This is a genomic window from Melittangium boletus DSM 14713 (genome assembly GCF_002305855.1).
GTDB lineage: Bacteria > Myxococcota > Myxococcia > Myxococcales > Myxococcaceae > Cystobacter > Cystobacter boletus.
In genome coordinates, this window is sequence record NZ_CP022163.1 from 80916 (window position 1) to 98267 (window position 17352).

Genomic DNA, 17352 nt, shown 5'->3' on the forward strand with positions numbered 1-17352 from the left:
CCCGCCGCCCGCTGTCCACGCCGTCAGCGGCGAGCCGTTCAGCAGCCGTTCTCCTTCTTCCAGGCGGAGATCATCTCCGCCACGCCGTCACCCGGCACGGCGAGGTCCATGACGTTGTCCACCTCCGAGCACGTCTGGGCCTCCTTGAAGGCCTGCAGGGCCTGCGTGGAGCACCGGCCCACGTCCTGGTTGAGGTCCGTGTTGCCCGCGTAGAAGCCAAAGCCCAGCTTCCACACGAGGCACGCGCGGCGCGCGTTGCCGCGATCCGACCAGTACTTGCCCCGGATGATGGACTTGGCGGCCATGTCCTGCTGGATGTTGCGCCGGTAGAAGGACGGCCGCGAGTCGAACAGGGTGTCCATCAACTGCTTGTCCACCTCCAGCGCCTCCCGGAAGGACTCGGCCGCCTTCTCCACGTCCTCGCTCTGCAGATAGCCCTGGCCGACCTTGAAGAGCTGGTCCACGTTGCTCACCGACTTGAGGAGCTTGTCCGTGTCGGCGTGGTACTGGGCCATCTCGTAGTTGTTGCGCAGGCGCTGCAGCATGGTGATGGCCTCGTTGCCGCGTCCCCCCCAGTAGTCGAGCATCGCCTCGACCATGAACTTGTGGGGGTAGCGCTGCTTGAAGGTGTCCTCCACGAGCGTCTTGGGATTGGGGCCCGTGCTGTCCGCCATGAAGATGTCCGACACGGGGCAGTGCCAGGGCTCGGCGTTGGGAGTCACCTTCTGCCGGGCGGTGAGGAAGTCGATGTACATCTTGTCCTTCGGCCGCCACTCGGTGCGCCCCAGACGCCTGCGCGAGTCGAGGACGAGGGTGAAGCCGAGGGGCGGCTCCAGCTCCTCGCGGTCCATCTTCTGGCAGGCGAAGCTCATGTAGCGCTCGCACTTGGGCACCGCGGCGCGGAACTCGTTGTCGCGGATGTAGCGCTTGCAGTCATCCCCGGTGCGCTTCATCACCAACTGCACCGCCTCCAGCACCTTGGGCTTGGCGCGGCGGAAGTAGAGGCTCTCCTTGGGAATCTTCTGGAAGGCATCCAGCGCCTCTTCCTCCTTGAGGCGCTGCATGGCCTTGGTGCCCGCGGAGAAGTAGCCCGCGGCCTCCTTCTCCGTCTTGATGCGGCGCATCAGGGTGTTGGCCTCGGCGTGGATGGGATCGAGATCCAGCGCCTTGGAGCAGGCGGTCTCGGCCTTGGCCCAATCGGGCTCGCTGCCCATTTCCGAGGAGGAGTAGGAGCGGCACTCGCTCATGAGCTCCTGCAACTGCTCGGCCTGGCTCCGCACGGGGGCGGCCACGGGACCGGACGCCTTGCGGTCGTCGCCGCCCGAGACGCTCTTGGCGATTCCCGCCAGGAGCAACACGCCCACCACGCTGGCGGCCACGATGAGCAGCCGCTTGCGCGAACCCGCGCCAGGAGCCGCGTCGGCCATGTCACTGCCCGGCTTGAGCGCGGCGGTGCGTCCCTGAAGCGTGGGCAGCGTGGTGCTCGTTCCCTCGAGCACCACCTCCACCATGCCGAAGGTGATGACGTCCCCGGGCACCAGGGGCTCCGGCTCGGTGCCCAGGGGCTCTCCATTGAGGAACGTGCCGTTGGCGCTGCCCAGGTCCCGCACCGTGGGACCCTTGGGCGTGTCCTCTACCTCGGCGTGCCGGCGGCTGACCGAGTCGTCGTCGAGCACCACCGCCGCGGGCGCCTGACGGCCCACCAGGAGCTTGCCCGTGAGCGGGTACTTCTTGTTCGCCCAGGGGCCGGTGAGACCCTTGAGGAACAGTCCTGGCTCTTCCTCGCCCGGAGCGGCGCCCGCCGGAGCCGGACGTTTGGCCAGCGCCGAGGGAGGACGCTTGCCGCCCGCCGCGGGTGCGGCGCGGGTGGCCGCGGGCCGGCCGCTGCCCAGGGCCTCGCCCTCCGCGGGCTTCACGCTCTTGCGCGCGCCGGTGGGCCGGGACGCGGGCCCCTTGAGCCGCAGGGCGTAGTCGCCCATGAGCACCTGGGATTTGGCCGTGAGCACCGTGGGGCCGGTGATGCGCTGGCCATCCACGAAGGTGCCGTTGGCGCTGCCCACGTCCTCCACCATCACCGTGGAGCCCTCGAGGAAGAAGCGCGCGTGGCGGCGCGACACACCTCCCTCGGCGAGGGTCAAGTCGTTGGTGCCCGCCTGACGGCCGATCTTCAGCTCACCGGAAAGCTCGTGTTCGCTCTCGTTGCCGTCGGGATGACGGATGACCAGGGTTGGCATGACGGGGTCAGTCCTCGCGGAAGATGCTCATGTTGACGGGGATGCCCTTGCGCTGCAGGTCATCGTAGAACTTCGGCACGAAGCCGCTGGCCACGTACCGTCCGCGAACCTTGCCATCGTCCGTGAAGCCTTCCTGCTTGTAATAGAAGATGTCCTGGAGGGTGACGATGTCCACCTCCATGCCGGCCACCTCCGTGATGAAGCAGATCTTGCGCGTGCCGTCGGAGAAGCGCGTCTGCTGCACGATGATGTGAACGGCGCTGGCGATCTGCTCGCGGATGGCCTTCACCGGCAGCTCCATGCCGCTCATGAGCACCATGGTCTCCAACCGGGCGATGGCGTCACGCGGCGTGTTCGCGTGCAGCGTGGTGAGCGAGCCGTCGTGGCCCGTGTTCATCGCCTGGAGCATGTCCAGCGTCTCGCCCGCGCGGCACTCTCCCACCACGATGCGGTCGGGCCGCATGCGCAGGCAGTTCTTCACCAGATCGCGGATGGTGATGGCGCCCTTGCCTTCCAGGTTGGGCGGGCGGCTTTCCAGCTGCACCCAGTGATCCTGCGGCAGCTGCAGCTCGGCGGCGTCCTCCACCGTGACGATGCGCTCGTCCTCCGGGATGAAGGAGCTGATGATGTTGAGCGTCGTCGTCTTGCCCGAGCCCGTGCCGCCCGAGATGACGATGTTCTTGCGCGCCTTGACGCACATCTCCAGGAACTCGGCCATCTGCGCCGTGACGGTCTTGAACTTGATGAGATCCTGGATCTTCAGCGAGTCCTTCTTGAACTTGCGGATGGTGATGCAGGGGCCCTTGAGCGCGAGCGGCGGGATGATGGCGTTCACGCGGCTGCCGTCCTTGAGGCGCGCGTCCACCAGGGGGCTGGACTCGTCGATGCGCCGGCCGATGGGCGCCACGATGCGCTCGATGACGCCGAGCACCGCCTGGTTCGAGCTGAACGTCTTCTCCGACAGCACGAGCTTGCCCTTGCGCTCGATGTAGATCTGGTTGGCGTTGTTCACCATGATCTCGCTGATCTCATCCGACGCGAGGAACGCCTCGAGCGGCCCCAGGCCCAGCGCCTCGTTGATGACGTCGGTGAGCAGCTCCTCGCGGTCCACCTCGGGCGGCAGCTCTCCGTCCGCCTCCATCTGGTCGATGATGTCGCGGATGGCCTTCTCGGTGCGCCGCCACAACTCCTCGTCGCCCAGCCGGTCCATGTCCATGCGGCGCAGGTCGAGGTACTCGATGAGCCGGTCGTGGATTTCCTTCTGGAGCCGGGTGTAGGCCTCCTGGCGGGGATCCTGCCGCTTCTTGTTCTTGGCCAGCGCCGAGGCCAGCGAGGCCGGCATGCGCGCGTTGGCGGCGGGAGCCGGGGGAGGAGGCTCCTCCTCGTAGGGCTCCTCGTCCTCGTACGGCTCCTCGTCGTAGAACTCTTCCTCGGGCGCCGCCGTGCGCGTGTGCTGGACCTCGGACTCCTCGAGGGGCTCCACGTTGATGATGTAGTCGCCGATGAAGATCTGATCCGTCGGCTTGATGACCTGCGGCCCGGCGATCTTCTTGCCGTTGACGAAGGTGCCGTTCGTGGACTTCATGTCCACGACGATCACCTTGCCGTCCTTGGAGACGATCTTCGAGTGGAACTTGGAGACATTCCCCTTGGCCAGGCGGATGTCGTTGCCGTCCAAGCGTCCGATGGTGATCTCGTTCTTCTCGAACTCGATCTGCTCGGTGCCGCCACCCTTCTCCTCAAGCGTGACCAGAAACATGACGCGGATGCTACCAAGCACACCCTGCGTCTCAAAGAGGGAGACGACGAACGCACGCCCGGCCCAGGCCCCGAAAGCGGCGAGGCCGGCGCCCACCTCCCTCTTGGGGAGACGGGGCCGGCCTCGTGGGACGCCGGGGGAGCGGGCGGCCGGGCTCAGTCGAAGATGTTGAAATTGACCTCGGAGCGGGCCTGCTTGTAGCGGCTCTTCACGTCCTCGATGATCGTGCGGATCTTGTCCGAGTCCGGGTTCACGATGCGGGGCGTGACGAAGATGACCAGCTCGCGCTTGGTCGAGTCGAACGCGCGGTTCTTGAAGAGCTCGCCGATGATGGGGATGTGACCCAGGCCGGGAATCTTGGAGACGGCCTTCTGCTCGTCGTGGCTGAACACGCCGGACAGGACGATCGTCTCGCCGTGGCGCACGGTGACGTTCGTCTTCACCTTGCGGCTGCGGAAGCCGGGGATGGCGGCGGAGCCACCGATGGACACGGCCACCGAGGTGTCGATTTCACTCGCCTCGGCCTCGATCTCCGTCTGGATGTTGCCGTTGCGGTCCGCGGTGGGCCGCAGGTTGAGGATGACGCCATAGGGCTTGTACTCGACGGTGAACTGGCTCTGGGTGATGAGGGGGATGGGCACCTCGCCGCCCGCGAGGAACTCGGCCTTCTCACCGCTCGCGCACACCAGCTTGGGCTGGGCCAGCAGGCGGCCGTAACCGTCGTTGGCCTGGAAGCCGATGGCGTACTCCGCGCCGCCCGTGATGGACAGGGCGCCAGCGCCCGTGCCGAAGGGGCTGGGGAACAGGCTCTGGTTGATGGTGGTGGTGGCGGCCACGTTGCCGCTGATGTCCGTGGGGTACTTGATGCCGTAGCGGTCGCGGCCGTTGCGGCGGATTTCCACGAACTGCACCTCGGAGAGAATCATCCGCTTGATGCCGACCACGAGCAGGCTCTCCACCTTCTCGCCCACCGCCTTGGTGATGAGCTCGGCCTTCTGCAGGTCCTGCTGGCTCTCCACCGAGCCCTCCAGGAAGATGGTGGAGCCCACCACGTTCACCTGCACGTTGCGCAGGCCCGCCTTCTGGTAGGCCGCCGTGAGGTTCTGCGCCACGAGCTTCTTGGCGTTGGGCGCCACCTTCACGAAGCTCTTCACGTTCGAGTAGAGCGACACCACCTGCTCGATGCGCTCGGCGTCCGCCGAGGTGTAGGCCTGACCGTCCAGGTAGATGCGGTCACCCACCTGGCGCACGCTGACGCCCTCGATCTCACCGAGCAGCCGCTTGATCTCGGCGATGATCTCGTTGGGATCCTGCTTGCGCACCGTGATGAGGTAGCTGACGCGCTGGCCGGAGCTCTTCCAGACCAGCAGCGTCGTCTTGCCCTCGGCCTGTCCGAGCACGAGGATCTGATTGGAGCCGAGCGACTTGACCTCGATGACGGACTGATCACCCACCGAGATGCGCGTCAGGCCGGGAACGGTGAGCACCTTCTGGCTGCCCACTCCGAGGTTGATCGTGGTGCTGTCCTGGGCGTGCGCGCTGCTCGCGGCCACCAACGTCAGCAGGGCGCCAAGCGCGGCGGCCTGGGTGAAGCGTCCAAGCATCGTGGGAATCCCTTCGCGTTGCATCTGAACTACCCCAATCTGTCGTGTTGCCACCACATGGCCCAGAAAGTTCCCAGCGCGATGGCCACCCCATACGGGATGTGGCGCTGAGGTACGTCCGCCGCGTCTTCTTGCATCAGGCGAACCCGCACGGCCCAGCGTCGCAGCTGGCCACCCAGCGTCTCCCAGACGGCGCCGTGCCACAGCAGCGCCACCACCGCTTGCAGCGCGCCCACCAGGGAGATGAAGGCCGCGGCCGCCATCACCGCCGGAAAGCCCAGCACCGCGCCCACGCCCGCCATCAATTTCACGTCACCCCACCCCATCCGTCCCCGCACCGCACCGGGCACCAGCAGCAGCGCCAGCCCCAGTCCCGAGATCGCCCCACTCACCAACCCCGTCTCCAGCGACCCCACCCCCTCGTTCCACAGCCGCACCCCCAGCGCCACGGCCATCAACGGATAGGTGACGACGTCGAGGATCTGGCGGCGCGCCACATCCGTGGCCACCGAGATCACCAGCGCTACGCCCAGCACGCACCAGAGCGCGATGTGAGAGGAGGTCATCAATCCAGGGCTGCTCGCCCTCCCGAGGGGGAAGGAGCGGAGCGCGGGAACTAAATCAGGGAGGGCCGTTGTCCGTCAATTAGACAACAGCCTCACTCCCTGAAGAGACGGTCCTGCCGCTCACACGTAGGTGAGGCGGACCCGCTCACTGCAGATGAAGTACTCGTCCCCGTCCTCGACCTTGCGGCGCTTGATGCGCTGCTTGTTGAACCAGGTGCCGTTGGAGGAGCCCAGGTCCTCGATGAAGAAGTCGTCACCCTCGCGGGCGATGACGGCGTGCTCGCGCGACACCTTGCCCGAGTTGATGACCAGGTCGCAGTGCTTGCCGCGGCCGATGACGAAGCGCTCCTTGGTGATGGTCTGCGGCTCCGCGCTGTCCATGGACAGCAACAGGCCCGTCACCCCCGGCTCGTCCAGGGGCTCGTCCTCGGGAGGCGGCTCGTCCTCGGGCAGCGGCTCGTCCTCGGGCAGCGGCTCGTCCTCGGGGGCCAGACCCAGACCGGCGTCATCCCCGTCGTCCGGCAGGGGCTCCTCGTCGAGCTCCTCGCGCGGCTCGTTGCTCTTGCCCTTGATGAGGCGCTCGAGCTCGGCGGCGGTCTCCAACACGCGCTCGGCCACCTCGCGGCGGGCCGGATCGTTGTCCAGGTTGTTGGAGGGGGGCCGCTCCTCGACGCGGGGGGCGGCCCGGGACGGAGGAGGAGCGGGCGGCGGCGTGTCGTCCCGAGGCGGCGGAGGCGACTTGGCGGACACCCCTCCGCTCACGGGCTGCAGCACGGGCGCCGAGGACTTGGAGGCCGGAGCCGAGGCGGCCGGACGCACCGGGGGCGCGCTGGTGGCCGGAGCCCCCGCGTCGTCGGACCGCAACGGGCGCGCCTCGATGAAGCCGTTGAGGCGCGCGAACATGAACAGCGCCTGATTGATGAGCGCGTCACGATCCGAGCCCATCTGCTGGGCCATCTCTTCGTAGGTGTCCCACAGATGGTCGGCGATGCCGATCTTGCGGGCGGGGCGGGAGTTCTGGTCAATCATCAGTCTTGACTCACTAAAGCCAGGAGCTCCGGACGATAGCAGAGGCCGTCCGGAGACGCGAAATCACCGATACGTGAACAAACCCTGCCCGTTGGCCACGCCCACCAGCAGGCTGGTGAGGGACACCTGCAGGACGCCGTTGGCCGAGGGGTAGACAATATAGGCGTAGTCCGAGTCCCCCACCTTCGCCCGCACCACGGGTCCGGGCAACCGGAAGCTCTGCAGATCGAGGTACGTGGCGATGTCCACGGTGATGAGATACGGGAAGTAGTGGGACGCGGTGGTCACCACGAAGCGAGCCCCCCGGGCCAGGGGCCGATTGGTGTCCTCGAGGTTGCGCAGCACCCGGATGCTCACCGCCGTGTCCTCCGTCTGCCCCGCATAACCCGGAGGGTGGAAGAAGTAGGACTTGGAGCGCGAGAAGACGTCCCCCGTCCCCAGGCGCCGGATGAAGGCCTCGCCGGGTCCCGAGAGCACGAGCGGCTGGGTTCCGGCGGCCCGGACCTGGAAGTACGGGTAGCCGGCACACGCCTCGGGAAGTGCCTCCTCGGGCACCAGCACGTCCGAGGCCGCGCTCGGGCTTCCGCGCTGGATGTCCCGCACCGTCACGTCCGTGCCACAGGGCTGTTGTCCCGCGACGTCGGCCAACAGGACGATCCGATCGCCCGGCCGCACGGCGGGCTGCTGCTCCTCGTCCAGCAGCACGGGGACCTGGAAGGTCGGGCTCGCCGGATCCCGCTCCAGCGCGCTCATGCCCGCGAACGTGCCCTGGTAGGTCAGCACGTAGCTCTCATCCCGGGTGGTGCCGAAGGTGCCCGTGAAGGTGAGGTCCGACGAGGCATCCGTGACATTGCCCACGACATCGACGAGCGAAAGCGTGGCCGTGGCCGTGTTCGGCTGTTGGCCGCTCGCCCAGATCGCGCCCGTGTTGATCTGGATGAGGTTCAGGGCGTCGAAGAAGAGGATGCCTCCGGTGGACAGCGGCACGATGCCCAACAGCGGCAGCGTGATGTCCCGGGACTCCCCACTCTGGACGGTCAGCTTCGTGTCCTTGGAGAGAGACAGGCCCATGGGCAAACCGGAACCCGCGTTGATGGGCAACATGGGCGAGCCCGAGGAGTCCTTGGCCACCTCGCCCGTGGTGGACTCCACCGCGAGGACCCCCGACGCGCACGGAGGCGCGGCACAGTTGGAGGGGTCCAGCAGGCCGAAGATTCGCGCCCCCTCGCTCAACCCCGCCCGGCCCTCCGCTTCGGCGATGCGCTCATGGGTGAAGAGCTTGAGCACCTGGCCTCCGCCGAAGTTCAGCTCCTGCTCCGCCGCGGTTGCCTCGGGGTCGAGCGTGAAGCTCCGGCCCGGCGTGAGGGCCTGACCCCGAAGGGTGGACACCGCGAGCCGCCCCGACGGCAGCGCCAGCAGGGAGCCCACGGCCTCATTGGCCGCCAGCGGCGTGCCCACCGGACCGAAGCCCTTCACGTCGAAGGGACCCTCGAAGGACTCCAGTGCCTCGGGCGTCGAGGGCAACCGGACCCGCCAAAGCCGAGGGCCGGTGGTCTCCTGGGTGGCGAAGAAGAGCGTGCTCGGCTCGCCCTCCCCCGCCGGGGCCAGCGCCGCGATGGCCGTCACCGGGCCGACGGAGCGCTCCGCCAGGGCCTCGGTGATCTTCACGGTGTCCAGCCGCGCCACCTCGCGCAACGATGCCACTGACACCACGGAGACGAGCGTCGAGCCACTGCTGCGCGCGAACACGTACGGACCGGGCTGCTCGGAGCCGTTCTCGTCGTAGCGCAGGTCATGGGTGAGCGCCTGGGGCCGGGGAAGGACCGGAATGGCGAGTGGCTCGAGCGGATTGGGCGCGCGCGCGAAGCGGCGCAGCACCGCGTCCTGCTTGAGCTCGAGCACGCGCAGCTCGTTGCGGTCCGACGACGTGACGAAGAGCTGGTCGTTGACCAGGGACAGATCGTACGTGCCCTGCAATCCCGCGGACAGCAGGGACTGGGACTCCTGGGTGCAGGAGCACCACAGCACGCCCATGCCCAACATCCATGACACGATGAACCGCTTCACTGCTGCACCTCCGTGCACGTCGCGGACTGACCCTCGTCCTGACGGGCGCCGAGATAGGCCACCAGCCGGGCCTGTTGCGGACTGGAGAGGTCCGGAATGTCGATCACCGAGATGCGCCCATCCCCGAAGTTGCTGACGAAGACACGCGCCGCGTTGCCCTGCTTGCGCACGGCGAGGCCGAAGGGCTGGGGCGACCTGGCGCCCTGCACCTGGCCCACCGCCACCTGCGCCACGACCTGCCCCACGTCTGGATCATAGACGGCCACCACGCCCGCGTCGCTGCACGACACCAGCACGAGGTCGCTGCCCGAGTCGCGCTTCACCAGCCGCACCTCGGTGGGTCCATTGGGCAGGGGGGCCGAGCCCACCACGGTGAGCCGAGGCGAATCCGTGCTGAGCCCTTCCGCGTTCACGATCAGCAGCGAGTCCGGCGAACGCACGGCCATGTAGAGCCGCCGGGGCGAATCCGGCGTGGCGCCCTCGGTCAGCGCGAGGCCGCGCGCATCGTTCGCGGCGAAGCTCAGGTCCAGGCCCGGATCGATGACGCGGCTCGGGTTGCTCTTGTCCACCACGCGCAGCAGGAAGCGCCGCGCCTCCGCGGGGTTTCCCTGGAACCGGCCGGAGATCAGCACGTAGCGCGTGTCACTGATGACCGAGTTGCTGCCTCCCTGGGGAAGGTCAGGAAGGGACAGCGGGAAGAAATCCGAGGTCGAGACTCCAGGTGAGTCACCCGCCAGGCGCACCACGTAGGACTCGTACGTGGAGCCCTGGGTGCCAGCGGAACGGGCGGGCGAGTCCGCGGCGCTCAGGTGGGTCACCCAGACATCGCCCTCCTCGCCCACGGACACTCCGAAGGGCGCGGGCGCGCGCGGCAGATCCTTCACCTGACCCGGAAGCGAGGTGAGCGATACGGCCCCCTCGAGGCAATTGTCGCTCGAGCTCCCCACGCAGGACAGCTTCGTCGGTTCCGGCACGTCGATGTAGTGGAGGTAGTCGCCCTCCGCGCGCGCCGTCACGAAGATGCGCGGCGGCGCGTCCAGGCGCTCCCAGAAGGCGAGCTCGCCCGCGTAGCTCTGGATGAAGACACGGGATTCCGGCGCCACGTTGAGCTGGGTGATCGTCTCCACCGGCGCCGCGGGAGCTGACGCCGAGGCGATGGGCGGCAGGCGGTTGCCCTCCACGCCCACCTGATCCAGATCGACCGCCATCACGGTGCCCTGATCGAAGCACCGATCGAAGTTGGCGCTCGATACATAGAGCACACCGTTCGTCGAGCCCTCCACGGAGCGGTGGTGGATGCCGCTCGGGAAGACGAAGCGATCGGTGGGAGGAGGTCGCGGCTCGGCTTCGGAGCACGCGATGGGGAGCAGCGCGAGACTGAGGAGGAGGGGGCGCATGTCGGAAGGGGGGCGGAGTCTAGAAACCCCCCTCCCGCCGGGCAACTACAAAGGGGCCGGAGAATTCCCGACCCGCGTGGACACGCCCCACGCGGATCCACCCTCTCCTTCCTGGCGAGCTCAGGCCTCGGACTGAATCTTCGAGAAGTCCGCCACCTGGTTGAACAGCGTGCCGATCTCCGTCAACAGCCGGATGCGGTTCTCACGCAGCTCCTTGTCCTCGGCCATCACCATCACCTTGTCGAAGAAGGTGTCCACGGTGGGCTTGAGGCTGGTGATCTCCTTGAGGGCTCCGGAGAAGTCATCCGCCTTGACCCGATCCCCCACGCGGCCACGGGCCTGGACGAAGGCCGCGTGCAGCTGGCGCTCGGCGTCGTCGGTGAGCCGGTCGGAGGAGACGGCTCCACGGCTCACGTCCTTGCCCTGCTTCTCGACGATGTTGACCACGCGCTTGAAGGCCACCGCCAGGGGCGCGAAGTCCGCCTGGCCCACGATGCTGGCGAGCGCCTGCAAGCGCTTGTGGGCGGACACCAGGTCGTCGTAGCCGGCGGACAGCACCGCCTCCACCAGGTCCGTGCGGTACTGCTCCGTCCACAGGGCCTTGAGGCGGCCGCGGAAGAAGTCGAGCACCTGCTCGCGCGGTGCGGGCTCGCCGGCCTTGCGCTTGACGTTGGCGAGCTTCGGCGCGAGCTGTTCCAGCGCCGCGTCCACCGCCTGGGAGAGCGAGAAGCGGTAGCCCCGATCGAGGACGATGCGGATGGTGGACAGACACGCGCGCCGCAGGGCGAACGGGTCCGCCGCGCCACTGGGTCCCTTGCCGATGGCGAAGATGCCGCAGAGCGTGTCCAACCGGTCCGCGAGCCCGATGAGGGCCCCCGCGTCCTGGGTGGGCAGCGAGTCCTCCGCCGTGCGCGGCAGGTAGTGCTCGAAGATGGCCAGGGCCACGGGCTCGGGCTCACCGCTCGCGCGGGCATACTCCCGGCCCATCACGCCTTGCAGTTCGGGGAACTCGCCCACCATGCCGGTGACGAGGTCCGCCTTGGCCAGGGTGGAGGCGCGCTCGAGGGTGCTCGTCAGCTCGCCATGGCCCGTCCACCCCGCCAGCTTCACCGCCAGCGCGCGGAAGCGCTCCACCTTGTCGGCGTAGCTGCCGAGCTGCCCCTGCCACACCACGCGCGCGAGCTTGCCCGTACGGGCCTCGAGCGGCGTCTTGCGATCCTCGTCGAAGAAGAAGCGGCCGTCCGCCAGACGCGCGCGCAACACGCGCTCGTAGCCCCGCAGGGACAGCTTCACGTCACGCACCGGCGTGTTGGACACGGCGATGAAGCGCGGCATCAGCTTGCCCTGGCCATCCAGGATGGAGAAGTAGCGCTGGTGGCTCTTCATCTCCTGCACCAGCACCTCGGGGGGCAGGTCCAGGTGCCGCTCCTCGAAGCCGCCGACCACGGGATTGGGCAGCTCCACGAGGTTGGTCACCTGATCCACCAGCGACTCGTCCTCCATGAGCTTGCCGCCCGCCTGCACCGCCGCCGCGCGCACCCGCTCGAGCACCGCGGCGCGGCGCTTGCCGAAGTCCGGCACCACGTTCGCCTTCTCCAGGGCCCGCTCGTAGTCCGAGGGCTGGGAGAGCTCGATCGCCGCGGGCGACAGGAAGCGGTGGCCGTAGGTCGTCCGGCCGCTCTTCACGTCACCGAGCACCACCGGCAGCACCTCGTTGCCGAGCAGCGCCACCACCCACTGCACGGGCCGCGCGAAGGCCTGGTCCACGTCGCCCCAGCGCATCGTCTTGCGGAAGTTGATGCCGTGCACCGCCGCGTGGAGGATGTCCTTGAGGAGATCCGCCGCCGGGCGGCCCTTCTCCTCCACCTTGGCGCCCAGGTACTCGCCCTTGGGCGTCTGCACGCGCAGCAGGGACTCCACCGGCAACTTCTGGCTCTCGGCGAACTTCTCCGCCGCCTTGGTGGGCTTGCCGTCCTTGTCGAAGCCCGCCTTGGCGCTGGGCCCCAACACCTCGCGGGTGATGTCCTCGCCCCGCTCCGCCACGTCCTTCACCCACACCGCGAGCCGGCGCGGCGTGCCATACGTGCGCACCTCGCCGTGCTTGAGCCGCGCCTCGGCGGCGCGCTCGGTGATGACGCGCTTGAGGTCCTCGAGCGCGGGCAGCACGAACGAGGCGGGAATCTCCTCGGCGCCGATCTCCAGCAGCAGATCACTTGCCACGGGACACCTCCTGCTGGGCCTGCTCGGGCTTGTTGAACGTCACCGTCTTCCAGTAGTCGCTGGCCGGCTTGCCCTCGAGCACCGGGGGCTGTTCACCCACCGTCCAGGGCGTCTTGAGCAGCGGGTAGCCCAGCTTCTCGCGCATCTTGAGGTAGCCCTCGGCGCACAGGCGCGCGTTGTCGCGCACGCGCTTGATGAAGTTGGCGCGCTCGGTCACCGAGATGGCGCCCCGCGCATCCAGCAGGTTGAACGCATGCGAGCACTTGAGCGCGTAGTCGTACGCGGGCAGCGGCAGCTCGCGCTCAATGAGGCGCTTGCACTCCTTCTCGTAGGAGTCGAACAGGGCGAAGAGCATCTGCGCGTCCGACTCCTGGAGCGCGTAGCGGCTCATCTCCACCTCGTTCGCGTGGAAGATCTCGCGGTACTTCACGCCCTTGACCCACTCGATGTCGTAGACGTTCTCGACATTCTGCAGGTACATGGTCATGCGCTCGAGGCCGTACGTCAGCTCCGCCGACACGGGCCGGCACTCGAAGCCACCACACTGCTGGAAGTAGGTGAACTGGGTGACCTCCATGCCGTCACACCACACCTCCCAGCCCAGGCCCCAGGCGCCCAGCGTGGGCGACTCCCAGTCGTCCTCCACGAAGCGGATGTCGTGGTCGAGCGGGTCCATGCCGATCGCGCGCAGCGAGTCCAGGTAGAGCTGCTGGACGTTCTTGGGCGCGGGCTTGAGGATGACCTGGAACTGGTGGTGCTGGAACAGGCGGTTGGGGTTCTCACCGAAGCGGCCGTCGGCGGGGCGCCGCGAGGGCTGCACGTAGGCCACGTTCCAGGGCTCGGGACCCAGGGCGCGGAGGAAGGTGGACGGGTGCATGGTGCCCGCGCCCACCTCGAGATCATAGGGCTGGGTGATGATGCACCCCTGCTTGGCCCAGTGGTTCTGGAGCGTGAGGATCAGATCCTGGAAGTACATGGCGCGCGGACCCTAGTGACGGGGTCCAGGAGGCGTCAAGAACGGCCCGCGCGCTCCGTGAGATACCCACCCTCGCGCGCACTAGGAGACCGGGTTCCGGAGCCACGCGGGCATCTCGGAAGCGATTTCCTCTCTCCTCGGCAGGCCCGTCACGGCGCCGAGGTGTTCCACCACCCGGGAGCCCACGGCACACGCGAACCGGGCCAACGCGGTCAGGTCCTCGCGCGAGGCGTCGGCCAACGCCGCCGCGTTCGCGTAGCGCCGCGAGAGGCCCCGGAGGAAGCCCGAGGTGAAGCCATCCCCCGCTCCAGTGGTGTCCAACACGCGCACATGGGGGGCCTCCACCCGGACCACCTCACCCCGCCAGAGGAAGACGGCGCCCGCCTCGCCCAGGGTCACCACGGGCAGCAGAATCCCCCGCCCCGCCAGCCAGCGCAGCGCCGCCTCGGGTCCATCCTGGCCCGTGGCGAATGCCACCTCTTCCTCGGACAGCTTCACCACCGTGCAGCGAGGCAACAGGTTCCCGAGCAGTTCACGCAGGACCTCGGGCTCCTCCCAGGCATGGAGGCGGAGATTGGGATCGCAACTCACGATGCGCCCCGCCCCTCGCACGGCGTCCGCGATTCGGAGCATCGCCGAGCGGGCCGCGGGCAACTTGAGCGAGTTGGTGCCCAGGTGCACGACGCCCGCGCGCGCGAGGAAGTCGAGATCCACGTCGCGCTCGTCCAGGAGGAATTCGGCCGAGCGGGTGCGGAAGTAGCAGAAGCTGCGCTCGCCCCGGGCGTCGAGCGAGATGAAGACGAGGCCCGTGCGGCCCTCCTCCGTCTGGCGCAGGTGGCTCACGTCCACCCCTTCGGCGGCGAGGCGCTCGCGCAGGAGGTGGCCGAACTCGTCCTCGCCGACCACGCCCACACAGGCCGAGCGGCCGCCCAGCCGCGCCACGCCCACGGCGACATTGGCCAGCGAGCCCCCGATACCGGGCGTCCAGGCCGTCACGTCCCGGACGCGCTGGCCGGAGCGCTCCGGCAGGAAGTCCACCAAACACTCGCCCACGCACACCACGTCCATGCGCCACCTCCCAGCAACCGCCGTGTCAGTCCAGTCCCACCTGGGCCATGAAGTCCACGCTCTTGAGGCGGCGGCCGATGTGATGGGCGATGAAGACGTTGAGCAGCCCTCGGGCCCGGGCCCTCAACTCCGGAGGCAGCGGCGTGCGCTCGCCTTCCTGGAGGGCGCGCAGACCGGACAGCAGCTCCGAGGGAACGGCCACGGCATCCCGGGCCCGGAGCGCGCACGACTCGCACACGGCGCCGCCGTGGGCCTGGTCGAAGCGGGGGTGGGCCCCCAAGGCGCCACCGCACAGCGAACACGAGTCGAAGCGGGGCATGAGGCCCGCGTGCGCCAGCGCCGACAACTCGAAGGCCAGAAGCGACGTGGGACCCGCTTCCTTGGCCTCGAGCTTCTGGAGGTAGGACTCCAGCAACTCGAAGAGCTCCGGGTGGGGCTCGTGATCGCGCGTCAGCTCGCGGCACAGCTCCACCGCGTAGAGCGCCCGGGCGATGAGGGAGAGATCCGCGCGCGCGCCGTAGTAGCCCGCCACGATGTCGGCCGAGTCCAAACGCACCGTGGAGCCGCGGGTCTCCACGAGCTGCACGCGCAGCCGCATGTAGGGCTCCAGCGCGCCGGCGAAGCGCCGCTTGCTCTTGCGGGCGCCCGCGGCGAAGGCCGTCAGCTTGCCGTGTTCGCGAGTGAGGAGCGTCACGAGCCGGTCGGACTCTCCGTAGTCGACGGTGGAGAGGACCAGGGCCTCGTCAGTGAAACGCTCCATGGATGTTCTTCAACCCGGGAGGGGGGCGGGCATCTTCCCGTTCACGACCAGGGCCACGTACGCCCCCACGCCGAGCAGCACCAGCAGGAGCAGCACCGCGAGCACCACCCAGGCGCGCCGACGCCGCTCGCGCTCCAGGGCCACGGGACTGAGCTCGGGGGTCGCCTTGCTCACCTCCTCGTAGCGCAACAAGGCGTCCTCGGGCGCGAGCCCGATGACCGTGGCGTAGGAGCGGATGTAGTTGACGACGAAGACGCGTGTGGGCAGCCGCTCCACCTGGCCCTCCTCGAGGGCGGCGATGAGGCTCGGGGAAATCTTCGTCACCCGCGACACTTCGTCGCGGGACATGCCGCGCAGCTCACGCTGCTGGGACAGGTATTTGCCAAATTCGACGTGGTCCACGGGGAGGGCACCCTCTGATTACAAAGCCTCGAGCAACCGGTGGCAGTCTTCCTTGAGGACGGCGTGCGTCGCCTTTTCCTCACAGGTGGTGAAGCTCTTGCGCGCCTCCTCCACCTTGCCTTGCTTCACCTGGCAGGCGCCCTCGCGCAGGTAGGCATCCGCCACGTCCGGACAGGCCTCACGATAGCGGGTCAGGTAGCGACATGCCTCGGAAACCTTGCCCGTTTCCTCGAAGATGGTTCCCAGGTTGCGGTAGCCCAGGCAGAAGTTGGGGTTCGTCGTCACCGCGGCCTTGATGTTCTGCACTCCAAGTTCCGTGTCGCCCTTCTTGTACAGCGCCCAACCCAGGTTGCCCTGGGCGATGTAGGGCGTGGGGTAGAGCATGTCGTTGAGGGCTTCTCCGTACAGCTGGATGGCCTCGTCGTAGCGCGCCTGGGACAGGTACACGTTGGCCAGGTTCGTCTTGGCCTCGGAGAAGGTCGGCCGGAGCTCCAGGGCCTTCTGGTAGTGCGGGATGGCCTCATCCGGCCGGTTGAAGGCCAGGTGCAGGAGGATGGCGATGACGTTGTGCGCCTCCGGGTAGTCCGGATTCATCTCCAGTGCCTTCTGGAGCTCCTTGTAGGCATCCATCGAGTGGCCCAGCTTCTGGGCCTGCAGGGCCAGCTCGTAGTGGATCTCGGCGCTCTGGCGCTCCTTCTCGGTGGGCACGTGCTTGCAGCCCACCAGCAGGAGCGCGAGGAGCCAGGCGGTGGATGAACGACGGAGCATGGAGGGGGATCTCGTCACGGTTGGGAGTTCAGAAGGAAGCCAGCAGCCGGCCCAGGTTCGTCGAGGCCGTCCGCTTCCCCTCGGCCCGGCTCTTCGCGGCGCCCGGCGCCAGCTTGGGGTCCTTGTAGAAGAGGGGCAAGGTCTTCAACAGCTCATCCTGTTGGTCCACGGGCAGCCCGTGGAAGTTCGTGTTGTCCATCATGAAGCCCATGGACTCCACGAAGGCGAGCGCCTCGGCCTCGTCGTGCTGGTAGTCCTCGGTGCTCGTGCCACGCCGGCCCGGCACGTAGACGGCACAATCCTGGGCCTCGGAGAGGAACAGGTAGATGAAGACGGCGAAGCCCCCCGCGCCACGCAGCCCCAGCACGAACGCCTGCGCGGGCCCCGCTGGCTTGGAGGGAATGGCCAGATGGGGCGAGTTGATGGACTGGTGCAACACCAGCACCTGCTCCCGGCTCGCCGGCAGACCTCGGAACCTCTCGTCGATGAAGAACACGTTGGG

General features: G+C 68.1%; 14 protein-coding genes. All 14 read right to left on the reverse strand.

What is annotated here, in order from left to right; translation table 11 throughout:
• Positions 1–38: 38 nt before the first annotated feature.
• Positions 39–2234 carry an FHA domain-containing protein gene (locus tag MEBOL_RS00355; protein ID WP_095975553.1) on the reverse strand — a complete coding sequence of 732 codons (2196 nt, stop codon included), beginning with the start codon at positions 2232–2234 and terminating at the stop codon, positions 39–41.
• Positions 2235–2241: 7 nt separating this feature from the next.
• Positions 2242–3993: a TadA family conjugal transfer-associated ATPase gene (locus tag MEBOL_RS00360; protein ID WP_095975554.1), complete on the reverse strand. Its 1752-nt coding sequence runs from the start codon at positions 3991–3993 to the stop codon at positions 2242–2244.
• 155 nt (positions 3994–4148) lie between these two features.
• The gene (locus MEBOL_RS00365) at positions 4149–5597 is read right to left on the reverse strand and encodes a type II and III secretion system protein family protein (protein ID WP_095975555.1); all 1449 of its coding nucleotides are present in this window, start codon (positions 5595–5597) and stop codon (positions 4149–4151) included.
• A gap of 29 nt (positions 5598–5626) precedes the next feature.
• Complete coding sequence (locus tag MEBOL_RS00370; RefSeq protein WP_095975556.1) at positions 5627–6163, reverse strand: A24 family peptidase; 537 nt, start codon at positions 6161–6163, stop codon at positions 5627–5629.
• Between the two features lie 120 nt (positions 6164–6283).
• Positions 6284–7192, reverse strand: a complete 909-nt coding sequence (locus MEBOL_RS00375) for an FHA domain-containing protein (RefSeq protein WP_095975557.1) — start codon at positions 7190–7192, stop codon at positions 6284–6286.
• Positions 7193–7255: 63 nt separating this feature from the next.
• Positions 7256–9259, reverse strand: coding sequence for a hypothetical protein (locus tag MEBOL_RS00380; RefSeq protein WP_095975558.1), 2004 nt, complete (start codon positions 9257–9259; stop codon positions 7256–7258).
• Positions 9256–10656 carry a YncE family protein gene (locus MEBOL_RS00385; RefSeq protein WP_095975559.1) on the reverse strand — a complete coding sequence of 467 codons (1401 nt, stop codon included), beginning with the start codon at positions 10654–10656 and terminating at the stop codon, positions 9256–9258. Before MEBOL_RS00385 ends, MEBOL_RS00380 begins: the two co-directional genes overlap by 4 nt.
• A gap of 120 nt (positions 10657–10776) precedes the next feature.
• Entirely contained in the window at positions 10777–12876 is a 2100-nt protein-coding gene (glyS, locus tag MEBOL_RS00390; protein WP_095975560.1) for a glycine--tRNA ligase subunit beta, read from the reverse strand.
• The gene (gene glyQ, locus MEBOL_RS00395; RefSeq protein ID WP_095975561.1) at positions 12866–13852 is read right to left on the reverse strand and encodes a glycine--tRNA ligase subunit alpha; all 987 of its coding nucleotides are present in this window, start codon (positions 13850–13852) and stop codon (positions 12866–12868) included. The genes glyS and glyQ overlap by 11 nt, the downstream gene beginning before the upstream one ends.
• A gap of 81 nt (positions 13853–13933) precedes the next feature.
• Positions 13934–14920: a carbohydrate kinase family protein gene (locus MEBOL_RS00400; RefSeq protein ID WP_095975562.1), complete on the reverse strand. Its 987-nt coding sequence runs from the start codon at positions 14918–14920 to the stop codon at positions 13934–13936.
• 25 nt (positions 14921–14945) lie between these two features.
• Positions 14946–15680 (reverse strand): DNA repair protein RecO, encoded by a 735-nt coding sequence (recO, locus tag MEBOL_RS00405; RefSeq protein WP_095975563.1) that lies wholly within the window; start codon positions 15678–15680, stop codon positions 14946–14948.
• Between the two features lie 9 nt (positions 15681–15689).
• A complete protein-coding gene (locus tag MEBOL_RS00410) occupies positions 15690–16082 on the reverse strand; it encodes a helix-turn-helix domain-containing protein (RefSeq protein WP_095975564.1) in 393 nt (130 codons plus the stop codon).
• An 18-nt stretch (positions 16083–16100) separates the two neighbouring features.
• Positions 16101–16850 (reverse strand): social motility TPR repeat lipoprotein Tgl, encoded by a 750-nt coding sequence (gene tgl, locus MEBOL_RS00415; RefSeq protein ID WP_095975565.1) that lies wholly within the window; start codon positions 16848–16850, stop codon positions 16101–16103.
• Between the two features lie 28 nt (positions 16851–16878).
• Entirely contained in the window at positions 16879–17346 is a 468-nt protein-coding gene (locus MEBOL_RS00420; protein WP_095975566.1) for a social motility and stimulation tgl protein, read from the reverse strand.
• Positions 17347–17352: the final 6 nt, after the last annotated feature.